This is a genomic window from Streptomyces sp. 1222.5 (genome assembly GCF_900105245.1).
Classification (GTDB): domain Bacteria; phylum Actinomycetota; class Actinomycetes; order Streptomycetales; family Streptomycetaceae; genus Streptomyces; species Streptomyces albidocamelliae.
In genome coordinates this window covers 5185031-5205728 of sequence record NZ_FNSZ01000001.1, presented here as the reverse complement: position 1 = coordinate 5205728, position 20698 = coordinate 5185031, and the positions used below count along the sequence as shown (strand labels likewise).

The window sequence follows — 20698 nt, the reverse complement described above, 5'->3', positions numbered from 1 at the left end:
GCCACTCGGATAGGTGAACCTTCCAGGCTCCCGCGCCCCGCACAGACTTTTTTGCCGACCACTCCCCCACCCCCGTACAAGATCCCCCGACAGCTTGTTACCGCCCGGTATGGACCGGGCCCGCCGAACGGGGACCCCCATGAACAAGGTCATGAGCCGCACCGCCGCCCGGCCCCGCCCGCGTCACCGCCCGCCGACCCGGCACGACACCCGCCGTCCCGCCGGCTCCCCGCCCCGCTCGCCCGCCAGGAGCACGACGCGTACGGCCGCGCGTCCGGACACGGCTCCCACGCCGCCCGCGGCCGCCGTACGGCAGCCACGTCCCACGGACCTCTTCGCGGAGCGCCTGCTGGCCGTCCTGAGCGGTCAGCGCCCCGTCCACTGGATGCTCCGGCACACCGCGGGCCACGCCTACGACGACCTGGCCCGCCTCGCCGCGCTCGGCCCGCTGCGCACCCGCGGCGGGCGGCCCGTCGTCCACGACATCGGCTACTTCGTCCCGCGCACCGGCGCCATCGAGGCCTTCGCCCGTATCGCCGCCGGCGGGCGTCTGCGCGCCCTGGCCTTCCGCCTGGAACAGGGCAAGGACCTCCGCTGGCGCTGCACGGCGGTGGAGACGGGCCCGAGGCCCGCCTAGCCGCGGGCGGTCGCCCCCGGCGGCGGAGCGGACGAGCAGCAGGGCCGGGCCCCCGAAGGAGACCCGGCCCTGCTCAATGGCTGAAACGCCGCGGGCTGCCGCTGCTTCCCCGGCCCCTACTTCTTGCGGCGGCGGCCGCCCTTGGCCTGGCGACGGCGCTCCGCGCGCGTGAGCCCGTCCGACTCGGACCGCACCGGCTCGTCGTCCTCCAGGTCACGCTCGACGATGCCACCCTCGCCGTCCACCGTCGGCGCCGAGAAGTGCAGGTCGCGCCGCTGCGGCACGTCCAGCCCCTTGGCCCGGATCTCGGGACGCGCGCCCGCCTGCGCCGGCACCGCGTCCTGAAGGCCCTCGCCGACCGCCTCGGCCTCCTCGACCGGGACCTCCTCGACCTGCTGCTCGACCTGGACCTCCAGGTTGAACAGGTAGCCGACGGACTCCTCCTTGATGCCGTCCATCATGGCGGTGAACATGTCGAAGCCCTCGCGCTGGTACTCGACCAGCGGGTCCTTCTGCGCCATCGCGCGCAGGCCGATGCCCTCCTGGAGGTAGTCCATCTCGTAGAGGTGCTCACGCCACTTGCGGTCCAGGACCGACAGCACGACCCGGCGCTCCAGCTCACGCATGATCTCGGAGCCGAGCTGACCCTCACGGGCCTCGTACTGCTCGTGGATGTCTTCCTTGATGGACTCGGAGATGAACTCGGCGGTCAGGCCGGCACGGTCACCGGCCGCCTCCTCCAGCTCCTCGATGGTGACCTTCACCGGGTACAGCTGCCTGAAGGCGCCCCACAGCCGGTCCAGGTCCCAGTCCTCGGAGAAGCCCTCGGCGGTCTCCGCGTCGATGTACGCGTCGATCGTGTCGTCCATGAAGTGATGGATCTGCTCCTGCAGGTCCTCGCCCTCCAGGACGCGGCGGCGCTCGCCGTAGATGACCTCACGCTGGCGGTTGAGGACCTCGTCGTACTTCAGGACGTTCTTGCGGGTCTCGAAGTTCTGCGTCTCGACCTGCGACTGCGCGGACGCGATCGCGCGGGTGACCATCTTGTTCTCGATCGGCACGTCGTCCGGCACGTTCGCCATCGACATCACGCGCTCGACCATCTGCGCCTTGAACAGACGCATCAGGTCGTCACCGAGGGAGAGGTAGAAGCGGGACTCGCCCGGGTCGCCCTGACGGCCCGAACGACCGCGCAGCTGGTTGTCGATGCGCCGCGACTCGTGCCGCTCGGTGCCCAGCACGTAGAGCCCGCCGAGGTCCTCGACCTCGTCCTTCTCGGCCTTGACCGCCTGCTCGGCCTTGTCCATCGCGGCGGGCAGCGCCGCGGCCCACTCCTCGATGTGCTCCTCGGGGTCGAGGCCGCGCTGGCGCAGCTCCGCCTCGGCGAGGTCCTCGGGGTTGCCGCCGAGCTTGATGTCCGTACCGCGGCCGGCCATGTTGGTGGCGACGGTCACGGCGCCCTTGCGGCCGGCCTGGGCGACGATCGAGGCCTCGCGCTCGTGCTGCTTGGCGTTGAGCACCTCGTGCTGGATGCCGCGCTTGCTGAGCTGCTGCGAGAGGTACTCCGACTTCTCGACGGAGGTCGTGCCGACCAGGATCGGCTGGCCCTTCTCGTGCTTCTCGGCGATGTCGTCGACGACCGCCTCGAACTTGGCCACCTCGGTGCGGTAGATCAGGTCCGACTGGTCCTTGCGGACCATCGGCTTGTTCGTCGGGATCGGGACCACACCGAGCTTGTAGATCTGGTGGAACTCGGCGGCCTCGGTCATCGCCGTACCGGTCATGCCGGAGAGCTTCGAGTAGAGGCGGAAGAAGTTCTGCAGGGTGATCGTGGCGAGCGTCTGGTTCTCATCCTTGATGTCCACCCCTTCCTTCGCCTCGATCGCCTGGTGCATGCCCTCGTTGTAGCGGCGGCCGGCGAGGATACGGCCGGTGTGCTCGTCGACGATCATGACCTCGCCGTCGATGACGACGTAGTCCTTGTCCTTCTTGAAGAGTTCCTTGGCCTTGATGGCGTTGTTCAGGTAACCCACGAGCGGGGTGTTCACCGACTCGTAGAGGTTGTCGATGCCCAGCCAGTCCTCGACCTTGCCGACACCGGACTCGTGGATGGCGACCGTGCGCTTCTTCTCGTCGACGTCGTAGTCGCCGGTCTCCTCGAGGCCCTTGAGCGGGTTGCCCGCCTCGCCGCGCTTGAGGCGGACGACCAGCTTGGCGAAGTCGCCGTACCACTTGGTGGCCTGGTCGGCGGGGCCGGAGATGATGAGCGGCGTACGCGCCTCGTCGATGAGGATGGAGTCGACCTCGTCGACGATGGCGAAGTTGTGGCCGCGCTGCACCAGCTCGTCCTGCGACCACGCCATGTTGTCGCGCAGGTAGTCGAAGCCGAACTCGTTGTTCGTGCCGTACGTGATGTCGCACGCGTACTGCTCGCGGCGCTGAGCCGGCGTCATGTTGGCGAGGATGCAGCCGACGTCGAGGCCCAGGAACTTGTGGACCCGGCCCATCATCTCGGAGTCGCGCTCGGCCAGGTAGTCGTTGACCGTGATGAGGTGGACGCCGTCTCCGGACAGGGCGTTCAGGTAAGCGGGCAGCGTGCCGACGAGGGTCTTGCCCTCACCGGTCTTCATCTCCGCGACGTATCCGAGGTGGAGCGCGGCGCCGCCCATCAGCTGCACGTCGTAGTGACGCTGGCCGAGGACGCGCTTGGCGGCCTCGCGGACGGTGGCGAACGCCTCGGGGAGCAGGTCGTCCAGGGTCTCGCCGTCGGCGTAGCGCTGCTTGTACTCCTCGGTGAGGGCTCGCAGCTCGGCGTCGGAGAGGCCTACGAAGTCCTCTTCGATGGAGTTGACCTGGTCCGCGATGCGGTGCAGCTTGCGCAGGATCTTGCCTTCGCCTGCACGCATGATCTTCGAGAGGACGGACACGGGGGCTGGTCTCCTTGCCGGTCGGGCCTGGGACGGTCGGTTTTCCTTGACGTACTGAGCAACCGCCATCGTATGCGAGGACCCGGCTGCGTCGGGAGGCCTGGCGGCCCGACGGCTGCTTCACCCAGGACAACGGGCGGGCGCGGCGGATAGTGCCGCATCCGCCCGAGGAATTGCACGAACTGTGACCGCCCCCTCACGGATCGCGAAAACCGATGGTCCCGCGTGGGCACCCCGCGCAGAATCGGCCGATGGAACCCGTCATCCTCACCACCGACCGCCTCCTGCTGCGCACCGTCGGACCGGACGACACCGAGGCGGTGCACCGGGCCGCGCAGGACCCCGACATCCAGCGCTGGACGACGATCCCCTCGCCCTATCTGCGGGAGCACGCCCGGAGTTTCACCGAGCAGTTGGTCCCCGACGGCTGGTCGCAGGGCTCGGCCCTCACCTTCGGCGTCTTCCTGCCCGGCGGAGAACTGGCCGGCATGCTCGGCCTCACGATGCACTCGCTGGGCACGGCCGAGCTCGGTTTCTGGGCGGCCCGCGAACACCGCGGCCGCGGCTATGTCACCGAGGCCACCCTCGCCGCCTGCCGCTGGATCTTCACCGCGGTCGGCGTCGACCGCGTCGAGTGGCGCGCCGAGGTCGGCAACCACGCCTCCCGCGCGGTGGCCGAACGCTCGGGCTTCACCGTCGAGGGCACCCTGCGCTCCGGCATCAACAACAAAGGGGTACGCCGCGACTGCTGGGTCGGCTCCCTGCTCCCCTCGGACCTGGGCCTGCCGTCGACGGCTCCGTACCTGCCCGCCCATCCCCGACCGCGGGCCGGCGCCGGGTGAAAGCCCAGCTCACCGCGGACTGTCAGAGGCAGCCTCTATCGTCCGAGGCATGACGACCCTGCCGCGCCCCACCACCAGCCTCACCGCGGACGACGCCCGACGTATCGTCCTGCGCGCCCAGGGTTTCCTCGGCGCCCCCGACCGGCGGGCGGGTGTCCGCGGGGTGCTGCGCCACCTCGGCGCGGTCCAGCTCGACACGATCTCGGTGCTCGCCCGGTCCCACGAACTGGTGCCGTACGCCCGGCTCGGCGCGGTCGCCCGCAAGACGGTCGAGTCCGCGTACTGGAAGGACGCGCACGCCTTCGAGTACTGGTCCCACGCGGCGTGCATCCTGCCCATCGAGGAGTGGCCGCACTTCGCCTTCCGCCGCCGCGCCTACCGCAACCGCCCGCACTGGAACCACGAACTGCCCGACGGCGCCTACGACCAGGTCGTCAAGCAGTTGCGCGCGGAGGGCCCGCTGACCGCCACGGAGCTGGGCGGCGCGAAGAAGACCAGCGACTGGTGGGACTGGTCGGGCACCAAGGTCGCCGTGGAGCGGGCGCTGATGTACGGCGAGGTGGTCTGCGTCGAGCGGCGCGGCTGGAAGCGGTTGTACGACCTGGCCGAGCGCGCGGTCCCGCAGGCGCTGCTGCACGACGAGCTGGACGACGCCGAGTGCCTGCGCCGGCTGGTCCGGCTGGCCGGTGAGTCCCTCGGTGTCGGCACGCGCGCGGACATCGCCGACTACCACCGGCTCAAGGGCGAGCAGGTCGACGCGGTGATCGCCGACTCGGGCCTGGTCCCGGTCGAGGTCGAGGGCTGGGGCAAGCCCGCCTGGGCCGATCCCGTGGCCCTGGCGACACCGCCCCGCGGCCGGCACCGCACCACGCTGCTGTCGCCGTTCGACTCGCTGATCTGGGAGCGGGCGCGCACGGAGCGGATCTTCGGCTTCACCCACCGCCTGGAGGCCTACGTCCCCAAGCCCAAACGGGTGTACGGCTACTTCGCGATGCCGGTGCTCGCGGGTGGCCGGCTGGTCGGGCGTGTCGATCCGGCCCGCGAGGGCGCCACGCTGGTGGCCAAGCAGGTCACCCTGGACGACGCGAAGGCGGTCCCGGCCGTCGCCCAGGCCCTGATCGAGGCGGCGACCTGGGTGAACTGCACGGACGTCCGCGTGGAGCGGGTGGAGGCGCCCGGCCTGCGCGAGCCCCTGGTGAGGGAGCTCGCGCGCGTCCTCGCCTGACGCCGCCGGATCCGCTAGCGGATCTCCAGGATCTTCTCCCGCATCGCGTAGACCACGGCCTCCATCCTGGAGTGCAGCTGCAGCTTCTCCAGGATGTTGCGGACGTGGTTCTTCACGGTGTTCTCGGAGATGAACAACTCCTTGGCGATGTCCCTGTTGTTCATGCCCGTGGCGACGAGCTTGAGGACTTCCAGTTCGCGGTCGGTGAGCCGCGGCGCCGGCACCAGCCGGCGCTCGTCGGTGCGCTGGATCATCGACTTGAACTCGGTCAGGAGCTTCGAGGCCATGGACGGGCTGATCTGCGACTGCCCGTCCGCCACAGCGCGGATGGCGGTGGCCACCTCGTCCGTGGAGATCTCCTTGAGGAGGTATCCGGTCGCACCGGCCTTGATCGCCTCGTAGAGGTCGGCCTCCTCGTCGCTGATCGTCAGCATGATGATCTTCGCGCTGGGGGCCACCTCCTTGATGGAGGTACAGGCCTCGATCCCGCCGCGCTTGGGCATGCGGACGTCCATCAGCACGATGTCGGGCAGCAGGTCGGCGGCCTTGTCGACCGCCTCGGCGCCGTCGCCCGCCTCACCGACGACCTGGATGTCCTCCTCGGCCGCGAGCACGATCTCCAGGCCGCGCCGGAACAGGGCGTGGTCGTCGACGACCAGGACTCTGATCGGCTCCGCGCGTGAAGAGCCCGTGTCCGGGTTCATGCCGATGACATCGTCGTCGGCATCCTCGTTCCGCATCGGTCCGAAGGTGTCCGCCATCGTTCCTCCCCCTGAAGGCTGTGGCCTGCGGTCCTGTGCCATCGCCAACCCAAGGCAGCGGCCCACCGGTTGGGCCTGTGCGGCCATGATTCCATGTCCGGGCGTCACAGAGGTGACCTGCGGGGCGCGAAGTGGTCGCACACAGGTGCCCCTGGGGGCGCACACGCGCTCCAGGGGCACCTGCTCAGCTTCTGCCGGGTACGTCAGCCGCCCAGCGTGCCACCGGCCGCGGGAGGCTGCCCCTCTGCGACCATCGGGTCCGTGCTGAGGTGGATCACGCCGTAGTCGTAGGCGTGTCGCCGGTAGACGACACTCGGCTCCTTCGTCTCGGAGTCGACGAACAAGTAGAAGTCGTGGCCGACCAGTTCCATCTCGTAGAGGGCCTGGTCGAGCGTCATCGGGGAGGCGACGTGGGTCTTCTCGCGGACGATGAGGGGACCTTCACCCTTGACCTCCAGCGAACCGATCTTCTTGGTCGGCACTCCGTCCGTCTCCTCCTCGTGGACGGGGAGGCCGTTGCCGTTGAGCGTGGCTGCGCCCGGGACGTGGTCGGGGACCTCTGCCGCAGAGATCCGGCGCGCTCCCCGGCGCGAGAACCGCTTGTCATGCTGCTTGCGCAGTCGGGCATCCAGTTTCTCCGCCGCCAGGTCGAGTGCCGCGTACGGGTCGCTGGCCGCTGCCTCCGCCCGGATCACCGGACCGCGGGAGCGGAGGGTGATCTCCACTCGGTCACAGCGGTCGGCCTGTCGGGGGTTCGGCTCCTTGGACACCTCGACGTCGAGGCTGATCACCTTGGCATCGAGCCGCTGGATCTTCTCCAGCTTCAGCTTCTCGGCCACGTGCTTGCGGAACCGCTCGGGCACCTCGGTCTTGCGGCCTTTGACGACGATGTCCACGCAGAACTCCGTTCCCGGATCGCTCCGCTGCATGGGCGGAGCATCTCCCTTTTGCACCAGGCCCGGTGGTCACCAGGGCCTCGGACTCGGTGACTTCCACCTCCTCCTCCCCCGTGGGCGAGATCTCCACCCCACCGCCGCGGGTGATTGCGCAAAACCCACGGCAAGGCATTCGGATATGGCGAGGGACGGCCCGCGCCTTTCCTCACAACTGAACATATCTCGCCCGGACGGATGTCGTCACCCTCTACTGCGGCGTACCTCCGTTCAGGTGAATTACCCCTCCCGCTACCTGCAACGATGCAAGTCGGGTCTCAGTTCCTGTTTATTTCCAAAGAATCCCGAGGAGCGGCGATCACCGCTGCCCGGAGAGTCGGTCCGAGGACGTTCACCATCGCCTTTTCCGGTGCACCATGCACCCACTTCCCCCTCTCCTGCCACGCTGCTCTTCGTCGTTCCTCCCTACCTTCCCGACTTACGGCCGAGTACACGACTCTGCTCACTCCGCTTCCCCCTCCGTTCGGAATCCCGCCCTGCCATCCGGCCGAGTCCCGCAGGGCACGCGCGGCCTCCGTGAGGCTGGCGCCCGTGGTGACGAGGTCGTCGACGAGCACGAGCCGCCCCGCGCCGAGCAGCCGGCCGCCGCCCGGCGTCACCTCCAGTGCGCCCGCGAGGTTCACCCGGCGCCGGCGCGCGTCCAGCCCGGCCTGGTCCGCCACGGCCCGCCGCTGCCGCAGTACGGCCGCCACCCGGGCCGGTGTCCCGGTGCGCCGCAGCTCACCGGCCGCCGCGAGCGCCATCCGCCGTACCGGATCGTGTCCGCGCGCCCGCACGGCCCACCGGGCGGACGGCACAGGCACCAGCACCACCGGCCCACCACCGGAACCGGCCCCCGCGTCGCTCCCCGCGAGCCCCTCTCGCACGACTCCTGCCAGTGCGGCGCCCAGTGCCCCGGCGAGGGTCAGCGCGCCCCGCTCCTTGTGGGCCAGGAGCAGTGCCCGTACCCGGTCCGCGTAGGGAGCCGCGGCATGCACCACCGGCAGCCCGTCCGGCTCCGGCACCGGCCGGACCCGCCGAGGACGGCCTGCGCCCAGCGCTGCCCGGCACCCCGGGCAGAGCGCGGTACGAGGCGCCCCGCAGCCCGCGCACTCGGCCGGAAGCACCAGGTCGGTGAGGTCCCGCCACCACCCGCGCATGGCCACCACTGTGCCAACGCCGGAGCGGACCGGCCACCCCTGTGGACAACACCCTGTGGACAACCCGCGAAGGCGAGACGCGCACCGGCGACAGCGCCCCACGGGCGGACCCCGACGCCCCGGACAGCGCGCGGCCCGTGGCGCCTCATCACGGACGGGAGCCGCACACGGACGGGCGCCTCGCCACGGACGAGCGCCGCACCACGTCACAGCCGGACATCACGCCACGGCCGGGCCCGCACCGCGCACGGGCCCTGAACGAGCCCGCTCAGCCCGGGTACACCGGCGCCGTTCCGTCCTTGTCCACCTTCTGCCACTGCGCACCGGACGGCAGCCGGACGATCCCGTCGTCCGAATAGGCCACCAGGGGTACCTGCTCGTCCTCGGACGCCGCGACGGCCTTCACACCCGGCAGCGCGCCGGGCGCCGGGGTGTTCAGCGTGGAGCCGTCGACCTCGACGTACCGCATCTGCTGCACACCGCCCTGCTCCCGGCCGACCGCGAGCAGCCTGCTGTCCCCGGCCCAGGAGATGGCGCTGACCTGCTCCAGATCGGGGGCCGCGGACCTGAGGTCGTCCACCAGGATGCCCTGCCCGGTGCCGTTGTCACGCTGGATCCGGCCGATGAGCAGCGACTGCTTGCCGCCCTTCTTCTCCACGACCAGCGCGATCCGGGTACCGTCGGCGGCCACCCGCACGTCCTTGATCTTGCCGGGCAGGCCGGGGACGGCGACGTCCTCCGGTTCCGCGACGCCCTGCTGCAGGACCTTCAGCCGCGTGTGGTCCGGGTCGCGGTCGGCGACCCACAGATCCCCGCGCGCGTCCCAGCTGGGCGTGGTGAGCCGGTCCTCGGGGCTCGGGCCGTTGCTGGTCACCAGCGGGTCCCCGAGCGAGCCGGACGCCGACAGCGGCACCACGTACAGCGACCTGCCGTTGTCACCCACCCCGGCCGCGTTGTGCTCGTCCCGCGAGACCGCCACCGACTGCAGTCCCTTGTTGCCCTCACCCAGCGGACCCGGCACCGGGACGCCCCCCGCGCCGGGGCTGCCGGTCGACATCCGCACCAGCCTGTGCTTGCCGTCGAGGTAGTACAGGAACTCCGGGCGCCGGTCCGACCCGTGCCAGGCGGTGGACTCGGCGTGCTCCTCGTCCAGCTCGCACAGCGGCCCGCCCCCGAGTCCCGTCAGCTCGACGGACTCCAGCGTCGGGGCGAGGTTCCGCAGGGTGAACAGCACCTGGGTCGCCATCTCGGAGCACTTGCTCGCCGCGACCTGCGACGCCTTGAGGTTCAACGGCACGGTCAGCTTGTTCTGGTCGTCCGGTGTCAGCCCGGACACGTCCTTCCGCAGCGCCGTGCCCGTGGGGAAGCTGGACCTGACCACCGGCCCCAGCCATCTGGTGGGCCCGCGCAGCAGCGAGCGGACCATCTCGGTCATCGTGTCCACCTTGCTGCGCACGAACACCGGGTCGGCCACCGACACCGGCTCTCCGGTCGTCCCGACCGCCGTGTTGGAGGCGAAGTAGTACTTGTCGACGGAGGTGTAGTTCCGCTGGAAGTCCGACTTGCCCATGACGACACCGTCGGGCAGCCCGTCGATGCGCCACTGCCCGCTCTTGCCGTCCTTGCTGAGGTGCAGTTTCTTGCGGTACGGCCCGTCGGCGGGCTTGTACGCCTGCTGCGCGTCGACCGTGGCGACCTGACTGCCGGCCAGGACGCAGGTGACGCTGCCCGCCTCCTCCCGTCCGCTCACCTGGCAGTCGGTCTCCATGCTCGGCCCGTTCGTGAGCACCGTGGTCGAGTGCTCGGGCCGCCAGGCACGCGCCGCGTCGGCCGTCAGGTACTTGCGAGCGGTGTCGTACTCCGGGTCGTCGCTGGTGAGCGCCTCGAGGAAGCCCTGCATGATCTCGCCCGGACCGGCGCCGTCGGCCGGCGGCACGGGGAACACCCGCACCCCCGTCTCCTGCCGTGGCGTGGACTCCACGTTGCGCAGGTCCCCGCTGTCGGGCATCGAGGCGCACCCGGTCAGCAGAACGACCCCCACTGCGGCGTACGCCACCGCGCGACCCGGACGCCCGTGGGCGCCCCCCCTGCGGTCAGCGCCCACGAAATGCCTCCCCTGGCTCGGTGTGCTCGGTGGGGTCCCCCTGTTCGACCGCGTCCGGGCGGGCCGGGCTCGCGCCGGGCGCCGGAGGCTCGGCGCCGCCGTCGTCCGCACGCCGTGCGCCGCCCGAGGGCCTGGGCACCACGCGCGCGCCGTTGCCTTTGCCGGGCATCGCGGTCGGGTCGGCCGCGGGCGTGACCGTGGCCAGGCGGGGCGTGATCGAGCCGCGCGGCGGGAACGCGGGCGCCTGCCCGCCACCCTGCTGCACCGGTACGGTCGCCCGCTTCTCCTCGCCCCCGCGGGGCAGACCGGCGTCGTCGAGACCCCGATTGCGGCGCGAGTCCTTCGGCTCCAGCGGTATCGGCGAGCCCCGCAGCGGCTCGTCGGCGGTCCTGGGCAGCGTCAGCCGGAACTGCGAGCCGCCGCCCGGCTCGCCCCAGGCCTGCAGCCAGCCGCCGTGCAGTCGTGCGTCCTCCAGGGCGATCGACAGCCCGAGGCCCGTACCGCCGGTGGTACGCGCGCGTGCCGGGTCCGCCCGCCAGAAGCGGCTGAAGACCCTGGTCGCCTCACCCGGCTTGAGTCCGACGCCGTAGTCGCGCACCGCGACGGCGACCGCACCGCCGGCCGAGGCGAGCTTGACGACGACGTCCTTGCCCTCGCCGTGCTCCACCGCGTTGACGACCAGATTGCGCAGCACACGCTCCAGACGGCGGGCGTCGGCCTCGGCGACGACGGGCTGCTGGTCGCCGACCACGCGTATGTGCGTGCCCTTGCGCTCGGCGAGCGGCTCGGCGCCGCTGACCACGCGCCGGACGACCTCCCTGAGGTCTATCGGCTCGGCCTCCAGGGCCGCCGCGCCGGCGTCGAAGCGGCTGATCTCCAGCAGGTCCGCCAGCAGCGACTCGAACCGGTCCAGCTGATCGGCGAGCAGCTCCGCCGACCGCGCGGTCACCGGGTCGAAGTCCTCGCGCGCCTCGTGGATGACGTCCGCCGCCATACGGACGGTCGTCAGCGGGGTGCGCAGCTCGTGCGAGACGTCCGACACGAACCGGCGCTGCATCCGCGACAGGTCCTCCAGCTGCTGGATCTTCAGCTGGAGGTTCTGCGCCATCTTGTTGAACGCCTCGCCGAGGCGCGCGATGTCGTCCTCGCCGGTGACCTTCATCCGCTCCTGCAGCCGCCCGGCGGACAACCGCTCCGCGATTCCGGCCGCCATCCGGACCGGTGTGACGACCTGCCGCACCACCAGCCAGGCGATGGCGCCGAGCAGGACGACGACGAACAGCCCGGCGGTCGCCAGAGTGCCCTTGACCAGGCTCAGCGACTTCTCCTCCTGCGTCAGCGGGAAGAGGTAGTACAGCTCGTACGGGCGCCCGTTCGGGTCGTTGACCTGCTTGCCGATGACCAGCGCCGGCTGCGACTCCTTGTCCCCGGAGTAGACGATCTTCGTGTAGCTCTGCGCCGCCGTCGTACCGCTGTTGACGCGCTCACGCAGATCAGCGGGGACGCTCAAGGTCGGGTTGACGTTCCCGGAGCCGCGCGGGCTGCGCCCGCCGCCGCTGTCGTCGCCCACGGGCAGCGTCGCCACGTCGAAGGCACCCGCTCCGCCGCTGGCCAGCGAGTCCACGAGGTCGCTCATCCACTGGATGACGTTCTGCGACTGCCGCCCGTCCGGGCTCGCGCCTCCGTCGGCCGTGCCGGCACCGGTGCCCGCACCGGTCCCGCTCGCCATCGTGTCGTCCGCCTTCTGCTTGGCGACCGCGAAACCGCCCGTGGCCTGGCTCTGCGACGCCCTCACCTTGGCGTCGAGCAGGCCGTTGCGCACCTGACCGATCACGACGAAGCCGAGCAGCAGGACGACGCCCAGCGACATCAGCAGGGTCGTGGCGACGACCCTGAGCTGGATGTTGCGCCGCCACAGCCGCATGACCGGCAGCAGAGGCCGGCGCACCCAGCGCAGGAACAGCCTGAGGACCGGGCTGCCCTGGACGCCGCCCCGCAGCAGCCCGCCCTCGAAGAGGCGTCTGAAACGCGTGTTCACTCCCGCCCGGCCGACAGGCCGCCCCGGGCGTGCCCCGGACCCGCCGGGAGCCGAAGCGGCGCTGTCCCCGGGCATGTCAGCTCGGTCCTGCCTTGTAACCGACACCACGGACGGTCACCACGATCTCCGGCCGCTCCGGGTCCTTCTCGACCTTGGAGCGCAGCCGCTGGACGTGCACGTTGACGAGGCGGGTGTCGGCGGCGTGGCGATAACCCCACACCTGCTCGAGGAGCACCTCGCGCGTGAACACCTGCCACGGCTTGCGGGCGAGCGCGACCAGCAGGTCGAACTCCAGGGGGGTCAGCGCGATGGACTGCCCCTCCCGCTTCACCGAGTGTCCGGCCACGTCGATGACCAGGTCACCGATGGTCAGCTGCTCCGGCGCCGGCTCCTCGGACCTGCGCAGCCGCGCACGGATGCGGGCCACCAGCTCCTTGGGCTTGAACGGCTTCACGATGTAGTCGTCGGCGCCGGACTCCAGGCCCACGACGACATCGACGGTGTCGCTCTTCGCCGTGAGCATCACGATCGGCACGCCCGACTCCGCCCGGATCAGGCGGCACACCTCGATGCCGTCCCGGCCGGGAAGCATCAGGTCGAGCAGCACCAGATCGGGCTTGGCCTCACGGAAAGCGGCAAGCGCCTTGTCGCCGTCTGCTACGAAAGACGGCTCAAAACCTTCACCACGCAGCACAATGCCGAGCATCTCGGCCAGTGCGGTGTCGTCGTCGACGACAAGGACTCGTCCCTTCATAAACGACATCATCCCATTCTCGTAACGACGGCAGAGGTGCAGGTGAGGGAGGTCACTGGCCCGTGACGATAGTCGTACCGAGCCGTCACTGTCTGCCCCTGCAAGATGATCTCGGTGCCGCCGCGCACGCCACGGCCCCTCCGCCCGCCCGTCGCGGGGCGAAGGGGCCGTTCCCGTCGACCGGTCAGCCGTCCACCGGCACCCGGCGGGCCCTCGCGCACAGCTCGGCGAGCGCCGCGGCCGTCACCGGGGACACGGCACCCTCCTCGGTGACGAGGGCCGTCACCAGCTCGGGCGGGGTCACGTCGAACGCCGGGTTGTACGCCTGGGTGCCCAGCGGTGCCACCTGCACCCCGCCCCCGGGTCCCGCCACCGGCACCTGCGGGGCGCTGATCTCCGTCACCTCGAAGCCCGGGCGCTGCTCGACCTCGATGGACGCGCCGTCGGGAGTGTCCGGATCGAGGGTGGTCAGCGGCGCCACCACGATGAACGGCACATGGTGGTAGCGCGCGAGCACGGCGAGCGGATAGCTCCCCACCTTGTTCGCCACCGACCCGTCGGCCGCGATCCGGTCCGCCCCGATCAGCACGGCGTCGACCTCGCCCGCCGCGAACAGGGACCCCGCCGCGTTGTCGGTGAGCAAGGTGTAGGCCATACCGCTGCGGGCCGCTTCGTACGCCGTCAGACGGGCGCCCTGCAGCAGCGGGCGGGTCTCGTCCACCCACAGCCGCCGCAGCCGTCCTTCGCGGTGCGCGGCGAGCGCCACCGCGAACGCCGTGCCCTCGCCGCCCGACACCAGTGCCCCGGTGTTGCAGTGGGTGAGGATCCGGTGCCCGCCGCCCGGCAGCAACTCGTCCAGCAGAGCCAGCCCGTGCACCGCCATCCGCGCACTGGCCTCCGCGTCCTCCTGGTGCAGTGCCCGCGCCGCGGCCAGTGCAGCCTCGGCCGCCGCCGTCGGGTCGCCGGTCCTGGCCAGCGCGGCCCCGTGCGCCGCCTCGGCCCGGCGCACCCCCACGGACAGGTTCACCGCGGTCGGCCGGGCACTCTCCAGCGCCCGCGCGGCCTCGACCACGTCGAAGCCGCGCGCGGCGGCCAGCGCCACCCCGTACGCCCCCGCGATCCCGAGCAACGGCGCCCCGCGCACGGCGAGCGAACAGATCGCCTCCACCAGCGCCGACGCGTCCGTGCACACCAACTCGACCTCTTCTGCCGGAACTCTCGTCTGATCGAGAAGGACCAGTACGGGACCCTCGGGTGGTTCCTCCCATCGGATCGCCGGTATGTCGCTCGGCCGCTTCTCCCCGCCGGTTTGCGCCTGCTGATCAGCCATGCGGTCAGTCTGCCCCGGAACCGGCGGACAATTGAAGGTGGCCGGCCCCTACCGCGACCGGTCCCCTGTTGACCATGACATGGCACGATGGCTGCCAACTCGCCGCCGCGACCGCGGAAGGGCACCGAGAAGGAGCTTCGATGACAGACACTCCGGGCTGGGCCTCGCCCGGAACCGCCCCGTCGTCCGAGGGGCGGGAACCCGGTGCGTCCGGCCCCGCCGAACCCTCCGACCGCCCCGGCCCCGAGGGCACCGCACCGCAGCCCGGCGCGGACCCGCAGGGCCCCGGCGTGAAGTGGTCCAAGGAGCAGCCGCCGGCCGGCCTGTGGTCCGCGCCCACCGGTGCCCCCGACCCGAACCAGGCCCCGCCTCCGCCGCCCCCGCCGCCCGCCCAGGGCTGGGGTGGCCACCAGCCCGGCGGCCCGGGCCAAGGCGGCTACGGCGGCCCTCCCCCGGGCCCCGGCGGCTACCCGGCCTGGGGCGGCGGCTGGGGCGGCCCCCCGCCCGCGGCCAAGCCCGGTGTCATCCCGCTTCGCCCGCTCGGTATCGGCGAGATCCTCGACGGCGCCGTCTCCACCATGCGCACCTACTGGCGCACGGTGCTCGGCATCTCGCTGGCGGTCGCTCTGCTCGTCGACACCACGCTCGTCGCCGTCCAGGGCTTCGTCATGAACGGCAGCACCGCACAGACCTCGCTCGACAACGGGACCGCCACGCCTGACGACGTCCTGCGCGCCCTGCGCGAGACGATGATCGGCACCGGCATCGTCGCCGTGATCTCCACGATCGCCATCATCGTCGCGACCGCCCTGCTGACGACCATCACCAGCCGTGCCGTCCTCGGCCGGCCGGTCAGCACCGGCGAAGCCTGGCGCGAGGCCCGCCCGCAGATCCCCCGGCTGTTCGGCCTGCTCCTGCTGCTCGGCCTGATCTTCATCGGCGTCTTCGCCGCCGGCATGCTGCCCGGGTTCCTCGTCCTGCTCGCCGACGGCGGCAGCGGCGCCGGTGCGGCACTGCTGGCCATCGGCGTCCTCGCGGCCTTCGTCGTCGCCGGCTGGCTGATGATCCGCTTCTACCTGGCGACCCCCGCCCTGATGCTGGAGCGGCAGGGCATCACCAAGGCCTTGAGCCGCTCGACGAAGCTGGTGCGCGGCTCCTGGTGGCGTGTCTTCGGCATCGTGCTGCTCACCGGGCTCATCACCAACATCGTCGCCTCGCTCGTCGCGATCCCCTTCGCGATCCTCGGGGCCGCCGTGAGCGGTGACAGCCTGGGCGACCTGTTCGGCACCGGCGGCGGACACGTCGGCTGGACGTTCCTGATCATCCGCGGGATCGGCTCGCTGATCGGCACCACGCTCACCCTCCCGATCAGCGCGGGCGTCACCGTGCTCCTCTACATCGACCAGCGCATCCGCCGCGAGGCCCTCGACATCGAACTGGCCCGCGCCGCCGGTGTCCCCGGCGACGCCGCCCGCCGCGTCCCGGGGAGCTGATGCGGTGAGCCTCACGGGGGGAGCACTCACGGCGGCGGCCCCGCCCGGCGCCGTGAGTACGGCCGTGCGCGGCCTGCTGCGCGCGGCCGACACGGTGGTCCTGGCCGCCGGCGGCTCGGGGGACGAGCCGCCCGTGACCATCTCGCGCGACTCCGCGCGGGAGGCGGCCCGACGCGAGCTGTCCAAGCGGATGTACCACGAGAACGACCCCGGCCTGATCCAGCGCGCCCTGGACGCCTTCTGGGACTGGCTCGGCAAGTTGTTCGGCACGGCCGCCTCGGCGACTCCCGGCGGCGGTGTCGGCCTGTTCGTCGTCGTCCTGTTCGTCGTCGCCGTGCTGGGCGCCCTGTGGTGGCGCCTGGGCACCCCCCGCCGCCGAACCGCCTCCGCCGCCGTCCTGTTCGACGACAGCCCCCGCAGCGCCGCCGAGCACCGCGCCGCCAGCGAGGCACACGCCGCCCAGGGCCACTGGAACCAGGCCGTGCAGGAACGCATGCGGGCCATCGTCCGCTCCCTGGAGGAACGGGCCCTGCTCGACGTCCGGCCCGGACGCACCGCCGACGAGGCGGCCGCCGAGGCCGGCCGTTCCCTCCCCGCGCACACGGACCGCCTGCGTGCCGCCGCCCGGCAGTTCGACGACGTCACATACGGCGGACGCAGGGCCGGCGAGCAGGCGTACCACCGCCTCGCCGAACTCGACCGCGACCTGGAACGCACCAGGCCCGCCCTCGCCGACAGCACCACCGCCGGCAACCGCCCGGGAGCCGCCGAGTGACCAGCGAGGCCACCCTGCCGACCACCTCCACCGCGCCCACCACCCGCCAGGTGTGGACCCGCGCGCGGGGCATCACCCTCGCCGCCGTCCTGCTGCTCGTCGCGGCCGTGGCCATGGCCGCCGTACGCTCCACCGACCGGCACGGCTCCCTGGACCCGCGCTCCGCCGACCCCTACGGCAGCCGCGCCGTCGCCCAACTCCTCGCCGACCGCGGCGTGTCCACGCGCGTGGTCACCACGCTCGGCGAGGCACGCACGGCCGCCGGCCCCGACACCACCGTCCTCGTCGCCGTACCGGACCTGCTGACCAGCCGTCAGCAGACCCGGCTGCACGAGGCGACCGCGAGCTCCGGCGGACGCACCGTACTCGTCGCGGCGGGCAGCCCGTCCGTGGAACGACTCGCCCCCGGCGTCACCGCGGACCCCCTGAACAGCTCCCACACCACCCTCGCCCCCGACTGCAGCCTGCCCGAGGCCCGGCGCGCGGGCAGCGCCGACACCGGAGGCATCCGCTACACCACCACCCATCTCGACGCCGACTCCTGCTACCCCAGCGAGCGACTCGCCACCCTGCTGCGGGTCCCGGCGGCCTCCGGGCACGGCGACACCGTCGTCCTCGGCGCACCCGACATCCTCTACAACGACCGCCTCGACGAGCAGGGCAACGCCTCCCTCGCCCTGCAACTCCTCGGCTCCCGACCCCATCTCGTCTGGTACCTCCCCTCGCTCTCCGACTCCGCCGCCACCGGCGGCGACGAGCAGAAGAGCTTCCTCGACCTGCTCCCGTCCGGCTGGCTCTGGGGCACCCTGCAGCTCTTCGTCGCAGCGGTCCTCGCGGCGTTCTGGCGCGGACGCCGCTTCGGCCGGCTCGTGCCCGAACGGCTCCCCGTGGCGATCCGCGCCTCCGAGACCGCCGAAGGCCGCGCCCGCCTCTACCGCAAAGCCAACGCCCGCGGCCGCGCGTCCGCCGCTCTTCGCTCCACCACCCGCACCCGCCTCGCCCCCCTGGTCGGCGTCCCCGTCACCCAGGCGCACGCGCCCGAGGCCCTGCTCCCCGCTCTGTCCGCCCGCCTCTCCGGCGACGGACAGACCCTGCACCCGCTCCTCTTCGGGCCGCCGCCCGGTGACGACGCGGCGCTCGTCGCACTGACCGACCAACTCGACGCCCTCGAAAGAGAGGTACGCCGTTCATGACGGACCCGACCACTGACAACGCCGGGCGCACCGGGGACGCGGGCGATGCCCGTGCCTCCCTGGAGGCCCTGCGCGCCGAGATCGCGAAAGCCGTGGTCGGCCAGGACCCCGCCGTGACCGGTCTCGTCGTCGCCCTCCTCTGCCGTGGACACGTTCTACTGGAAGGAGTCCCCGGGGTCGCCAAAACGTTGCTCGTCCGCACACTCGCGGCCGCACTCGAACTCGACACCAAGCGGGTCCAGTTCACTCCCGACCTGATGCCGAGCGACGTCACGGGCTCCCTCGTCTACGACACCCGGACCGCCGAGTTCTCCTTCCAGCCCGGCCCCGTCTTCACCAACCTCCTCCTCGCGGACGAGATCAACCGGACCCCGCCCAAGACCCAGTCCTCCCTGCTGGAGGCCATGGAGGAACGCCAGGTCACGGTCGACGGCACGCCACGTCCGCTGCCGGAGCCGTTCCTGGTCGCCGCGACCCAGAACCCGGTCGAGTACGAGGGCACCTACCCGCTGCCCGAGGCACAACTGGACCGTTTCCTGGTGAAGCTGACGGTCCCTCTGCCGTCCCGGCAGGACGAGATCGACGTCCTCACCCGCCATGCCTCCGGTTTCAACCCGCGCGACCTGCGCGCCGCCGGCGTACGCCCGGTCGCCGGCGCCGCCGACCTGGAAGCGGCCCGCGCGGCTGTCGCCAAGACGACGGTCTCCCCCGAGATCACCGCCTACGTCGTGGACATCTGCCGCGCCACCCGCGAGTCGCCGTCCCTCACCCTGGGCGTCTCCCCGCGCGGTGCCACCGCTCTCCTCGCCACCTCGCGCGCCTGGGCCTGGCTGACGGGCCGTGACTACGTCATCCCCGACGACGTGAAGGCCCTCGCCCTGCCCACCCTGCGCCACCGTGTGCAGCTCCGCCCCGAGGCCGAGATGGAAGGTGTGACGGCCGACTCGGTCATCAACGCCATCCTGGCCCACGTCCCGGTCCCGCGCTGATGGCCCTCACCGGACGCGCCGCGCTCCTCGCGGCCCTCGGCTCGATCCCGGTCGGCGTCCTGGAGCCCGGCTGGACGGGGATCCTCGCGGTCAACGGGTCCCTGGCCCTGGCCTGCGCGTGCGACTACGCGCTCGCCGCGCCCGTGCGCCGGCTGCGCCTGAGCCGCTCCGGCGACACTTCCGCGCGTCTCGGTGAGACGGCCGACGTCACCCTCACGATCACCAACCCGTCCCGCCGCCCCCTGCGGGCCCATCTGCGGGACGCCTGGCCGCCCAGCAGCTGGCAGCCCGGCACCGAGGTCGAGTCCTCCCGCCACCGCCTGACGGTGCCCCCGGGGGAACGCCGCCGTGTGACGACCCGACTGCGTCCCACGCGTCGCGGCGACCGCCAGGCCGACCGCGTGACCGTCCGCTCCTACGGCCCTCTCGGGCTCTTCTCCCGCCAGGGATCCCACCAGGTGCCCTGGACGGTGCGTGTCCTGCCGCCGTTCACCAGCCGCAAGCATCTCCCGTCGAAGCTCGCGCGGCTGCGCGAACTCGACGGCCGCACCAGCGTGCTGACGCGCGGTGAGGGAACGGAGTTCGACAGCCTCCGCGAGTACGTCCCCGGGGACGACACCCGCTCGATCGACTGGCGGGCCACGGCACGGCAGTCCTCCGTGGCCGTCCGCACCTGGCGTCCGGAACGGGACCGCCACATCCTGCTGGTCCTGGACACCGGCCGCACCTCGGCCGGCCGCGTGGGCGACGCCCCGCGCCTGGACGCGTCCATGGACGCGGCCCTGCTCCTCGCCGCGCTCGCCTCGCGCGCCGGCGACCGCGTGGATCTGCTGGCCTACGACCGCCGGGTACGGGCCCTGGTACAGGGCCGCTCGGCGGGTGACATGCTTCCTTCCCTGGTCAACGCGATGGCCACGGTCGAACCGGAACTCGTCGAGACCGATGCCCGCGGCCTGACCGCCATGGCCCTGCGCACGGCACCGCGCCGCTCGCTGATCGTGCTGCTCACGACGCTCGACGCGGCACCGGTCGAGCAGGGTCTGCTCCCTGTCCTCCCGCAACTCACGCAGCGGCACACCGTTCTGGTCGCCGCGGTGGCCGACCCGCACATCGCGACCATGGCGAAGGCAAGGGGCGACGCGGAGGCGGTGTACGAGGCCGCGGCGGCGGCCCAGGCACAGAGCGAGCGTCAGCGCACGGCGGAACAACTCCTTCGGCACGGCGTGACGGTGGTGGACGCGACTCCGGAGACCTTGGCGCCGGCACTGGCGGACGCCTACCTGGCCCTCAAGGCGGCGGGCCGGCTTTGAGTCGTTCCCGGCACGGCCCTTTCGAGGGCCGGCATTTCCTCAAAGGGTCCTGAACGCAGAAAACCCCCGCATCCGTGGATGCGGGGGTTTTCCCAAAGATTGTTCGGCGGCGTCCTACTCTCCCACAGGGTCCCCCCTGCAGTACCATCGGCGCTGTGAGGCTTAGCTTCCGGGTTCGGAATGTAACCGGGCGTTTCCCTCACGCTATGACCACCGAAACACTATGAA

General features: G+C 71.8%; 16 protein-coding genes and 1 rRNA gene. 8 read left to right on the top strand and 9 right to left on the bottom strand.

Going from position 1 to position 20698, the window contains the following annotated elements:
- Positions 1 to 139 precede the first annotated feature (139 nt).
- The gene (locus BLW57_RS23540) at positions 140 to 637 is read left to right on the top strand and encodes an Rv3235 family protein (protein WP_093477202.1); all 498 of its coding nucleotides are present in this window, start codon (positions 140 to 142) and stop codon (positions 635 to 637) included.
- A gap of 116 nt (positions 638 to 753) precedes the next feature.
- Here the strand turns inward: BLW57_RS23540 and secA are convergent, their stop codons facing one another.
- Complete coding sequence (gene secA, locus BLW57_RS23535) at positions 754 to 3564, bottom strand: preprotein translocase subunit SecA (protein WP_093477200.1); 2811 nt, start codon at positions 3562 to 3564, stop codon at positions 754 to 756.
- Positions 3565 to 3815: 251 nt separating this feature from the next.
- Between secA and BLW57_RS23530 the strand changes: the two genes are divergently transcribed.
- Both BLW57_RS23530 and BLW57_RS23525 read left to right on the top strand, forming a co-directional pair.
- On the top strand, positions 3816 to 4406 hold the full coding sequence (locus tag BLW57_RS23530; RefSeq protein WP_093477198.1) for a GNAT family N-acetyltransferase: 591 nt from the start codon (positions 3816 to 3818) through the stop codon (positions 4404 to 4406).
- Between the two features lie 49 nt (positions 4407 to 4455).
- Complete coding sequence (locus BLW57_RS23525; protein WP_093477197.1) at positions 4456 to 5631, top strand: winged helix-turn-helix domain-containing protein; 1176 nt, start codon at positions 4456 to 4458, stop codon at positions 5629 to 5631.
- Between the two features lie 14 nt (positions 5632 to 5645).
- On the opposite strand, the gene BLW57_RS23520 is transcribed toward BLW57_RS23525, so the two are convergent.
- The 7 genes from BLW57_RS23520 to mtnA form a co-directional block, all read right to left on the bottom strand.
- On the bottom strand, positions 5646 to 6392 hold the full coding sequence (locus BLW57_RS23520; protein WP_093477195.1) for a response regulator: 747 nt from the start codon (positions 6390 to 6392) through the stop codon (positions 5646 to 5648).
- A 203-nt stretch (positions 6393 to 6595) separates the two neighbouring features.
- A complete protein-coding gene (hpf, locus tag BLW57_RS23515; RefSeq protein WP_107423840.1) occupies positions 6596 to 7288 on the bottom strand; it encodes a ribosome hibernation-promoting factor, HPF/YfiA family in 693 nt (230 codons plus the stop codon).
- 314 nt (positions 7289 to 7602) lie between these two features.
- Complete coding sequence (locus BLW57_RS23510) at positions 7603 to 8484, bottom strand: ComF family protein (RefSeq protein WP_093477192.1); 882 nt, start codon at positions 8482 to 8484, stop codon at positions 7603 to 7605.
- 268 nt (positions 8485 to 8752) lie between these two features.
- The gene (locus BLW57_RS23505; protein WP_371127807.1) at positions 8753 to 10588 is read right to left on the bottom strand and encodes an LpqB family beta-propeller domain-containing protein; all 1836 of its coding nucleotides are present in this window, start codon (positions 10586 to 10588) and stop codon (positions 8753 to 8755) included.
- Entirely contained in the window at positions 10578 to 12701 is a 2124-nt protein-coding gene (gene mtrB, locus BLW57_RS23500) for an MtrAB system histidine kinase MtrB (protein ID WP_176985695.1), read from the bottom strand. The genes BLW57_RS23505 and mtrB overlap by 11 nt, the downstream gene beginning before the upstream one ends.
- A 1-nt stretch (position 12702) precedes the next feature.
- Positions 12703 to 13392 carry a two-component system response regulator MtrA gene (mtrA, locus tag BLW57_RS23495; RefSeq protein WP_187282414.1) on the bottom strand — a complete coding sequence of 230 codons (690 nt, stop codon included), beginning with the start codon at positions 13390 to 13392 and terminating at the stop codon, positions 12703 to 12705.
- A gap of 172 nt (positions 13393 to 13564) precedes the next feature.
- Entirely contained in the window at positions 13565 to 14710 is a 1146-nt protein-coding gene (gene mtnA / locus BLW57_RS23490) for an S-methyl-5-thioribose-1-phosphate isomerase (protein ID WP_093477184.1), read from the bottom strand.
- A 140-nt stretch (positions 14711 to 14850) separates the two neighbouring features.
- Here mtnA and BLW57_RS23485 point away from each other — a divergent pair, with 140 nt between their 5' ends.
- From BLW57_RS23485 to BLW57_RS23465, 5 genes are read left to right on the top strand one after another with little or no spacing between them, the layout of a single operon-like run.
- Positions 14851 to 16203, top strand: coding sequence for a proline-rich domain-containing protein (locus BLW57_RS23485; protein ID WP_093477181.1), 1353 nt, complete (start codon positions 14851 to 14853; stop codon positions 16201 to 16203).
- A 4-nt stretch (positions 16204 to 16207) separates the two neighbouring features.
- Positions 16208 to 16978: a DUF4129 domain-containing protein gene (locus BLW57_RS23480; protein ID WP_176985694.1), complete on the top strand. Its 771-nt coding sequence runs from the start codon at positions 16208 to 16210 to the stop codon at positions 16976 to 16978.
- Complete coding sequence (locus BLW57_RS23475; RefSeq protein ID WP_093477179.1) at positions 16975 to 18171, top strand: DUF4350 domain-containing protein; 1197 nt, start codon at positions 16975 to 16977, stop codon at positions 18169 to 18171. Before BLW57_RS23480 ends, BLW57_RS23475 begins: the two co-directional genes overlap by 4 nt.
- Positions 18168 to 19160 carry an AAA family ATPase gene (locus BLW57_RS23470; RefSeq protein ID WP_093477177.1) on the top strand — a complete coding sequence of 331 codons (993 nt, stop codon included), beginning with the start codon at positions 18168 to 18170 and terminating at the stop codon, positions 19158 to 19160. The genes BLW57_RS23475 and BLW57_RS23470 overlap by 4 nt, the downstream gene beginning before the upstream one ends.
- Positions 19160 to 20470, top strand: coding sequence for a DUF58 domain-containing protein (locus tag BLW57_RS23465; protein ID WP_093477175.1), 1311 nt, complete (start codon positions 19160 to 19162; stop codon positions 20468 to 20470). The genes BLW57_RS23470 and BLW57_RS23465 overlap by 1 nt, the downstream gene beginning before the upstream one ends.
- 101 nt (positions 20471 to 20571) lie before the next feature.
- Here the strand turns inward: BLW57_RS23465 and rrf are convergent.
- A 5S ribosomal RNA gene (gene rrf, locus BLW57_RS23460) occupies positions 20572 to 20688 on the bottom strand.
- Positions 20689 to 20698 lie beyond the last annotated feature (10 nt).

Bases quoted from the DNA above. Each gene is read 5' to 3' on its own strand.
- BLW57_RS23530 (WP_093477198.1), top strand. From the start codon at position 3,816: ATGGAACCCGTCATCCTCACCACCGACCGCCTCCTGCTGCGCACCGTC.
- mtrB (WP_176985695.1), bottom strand. From the start codon at position 12,701: ATGCCCGGGGACAGCGCCGCTTCGGCTCCCGGCGGGTCCGGGGCACGC.
- BLW57_RS23510 (WP_093477192.1), bottom strand. From the start codon at position 8,484: ATGCGCGGGTGGTGGCGGGACCTCACCGACCTGGTGCTTCCGGCCGAG.
- BLW57_RS23540 (WP_093477202.1), top strand. From the start codon at position 140: ATGAACAAGGTCATGAGCCGCACCGCCGCCCGGCCCCGCCCGCGTCAC.
- BLW57_RS23485 (WP_093477181.1), top strand. From the start codon at position 14,851: ATGACAGACACTCCGGGCTGGGCCTCGCCCGGAACCGCCCCGTCGTCC.
- BLW57_RS23520 (WP_093477195.1), bottom strand. From the start codon at position 6,392: ATGGCGGACACCTTCGGACCGATGCGGAACGAGGATGCCGACGACGAT.
- mtnA (WP_093477184.1), bottom strand. From the start codon at position 14,710: ATGGCTGATCAGCAGGCGCAAACCGGCGGGGAGAAGCGGCCGAGCGAC.
- BLW57_RS23525 (WP_093477197.1), top strand. From the start codon at position 4,456: ATGACGACCCTGCCGCGCCCCACCACCAGCCTCACCGCGGACGACGCC.
- BLW57_RS23470 (WP_093477177.1), top strand. From the start codon at position 18,168: ATGACGGACCCGACCACTGACAACGCCGGGCGCACCGGGGACGCGGGC.
- mtrA (WP_187282414.1), bottom strand. From the start codon at position 13,392: ATGATGTCGTTTATGAAGGGACGAGTCCTTGTCGTCGACGACGACACC.
- BLW57_RS23465 (WP_093477175.1), top strand. From the start codon at position 19,160: ATGGCCCTCACCGGACGCGCCGCGCTCCTCGCGGCCCTCGGCTCGATC.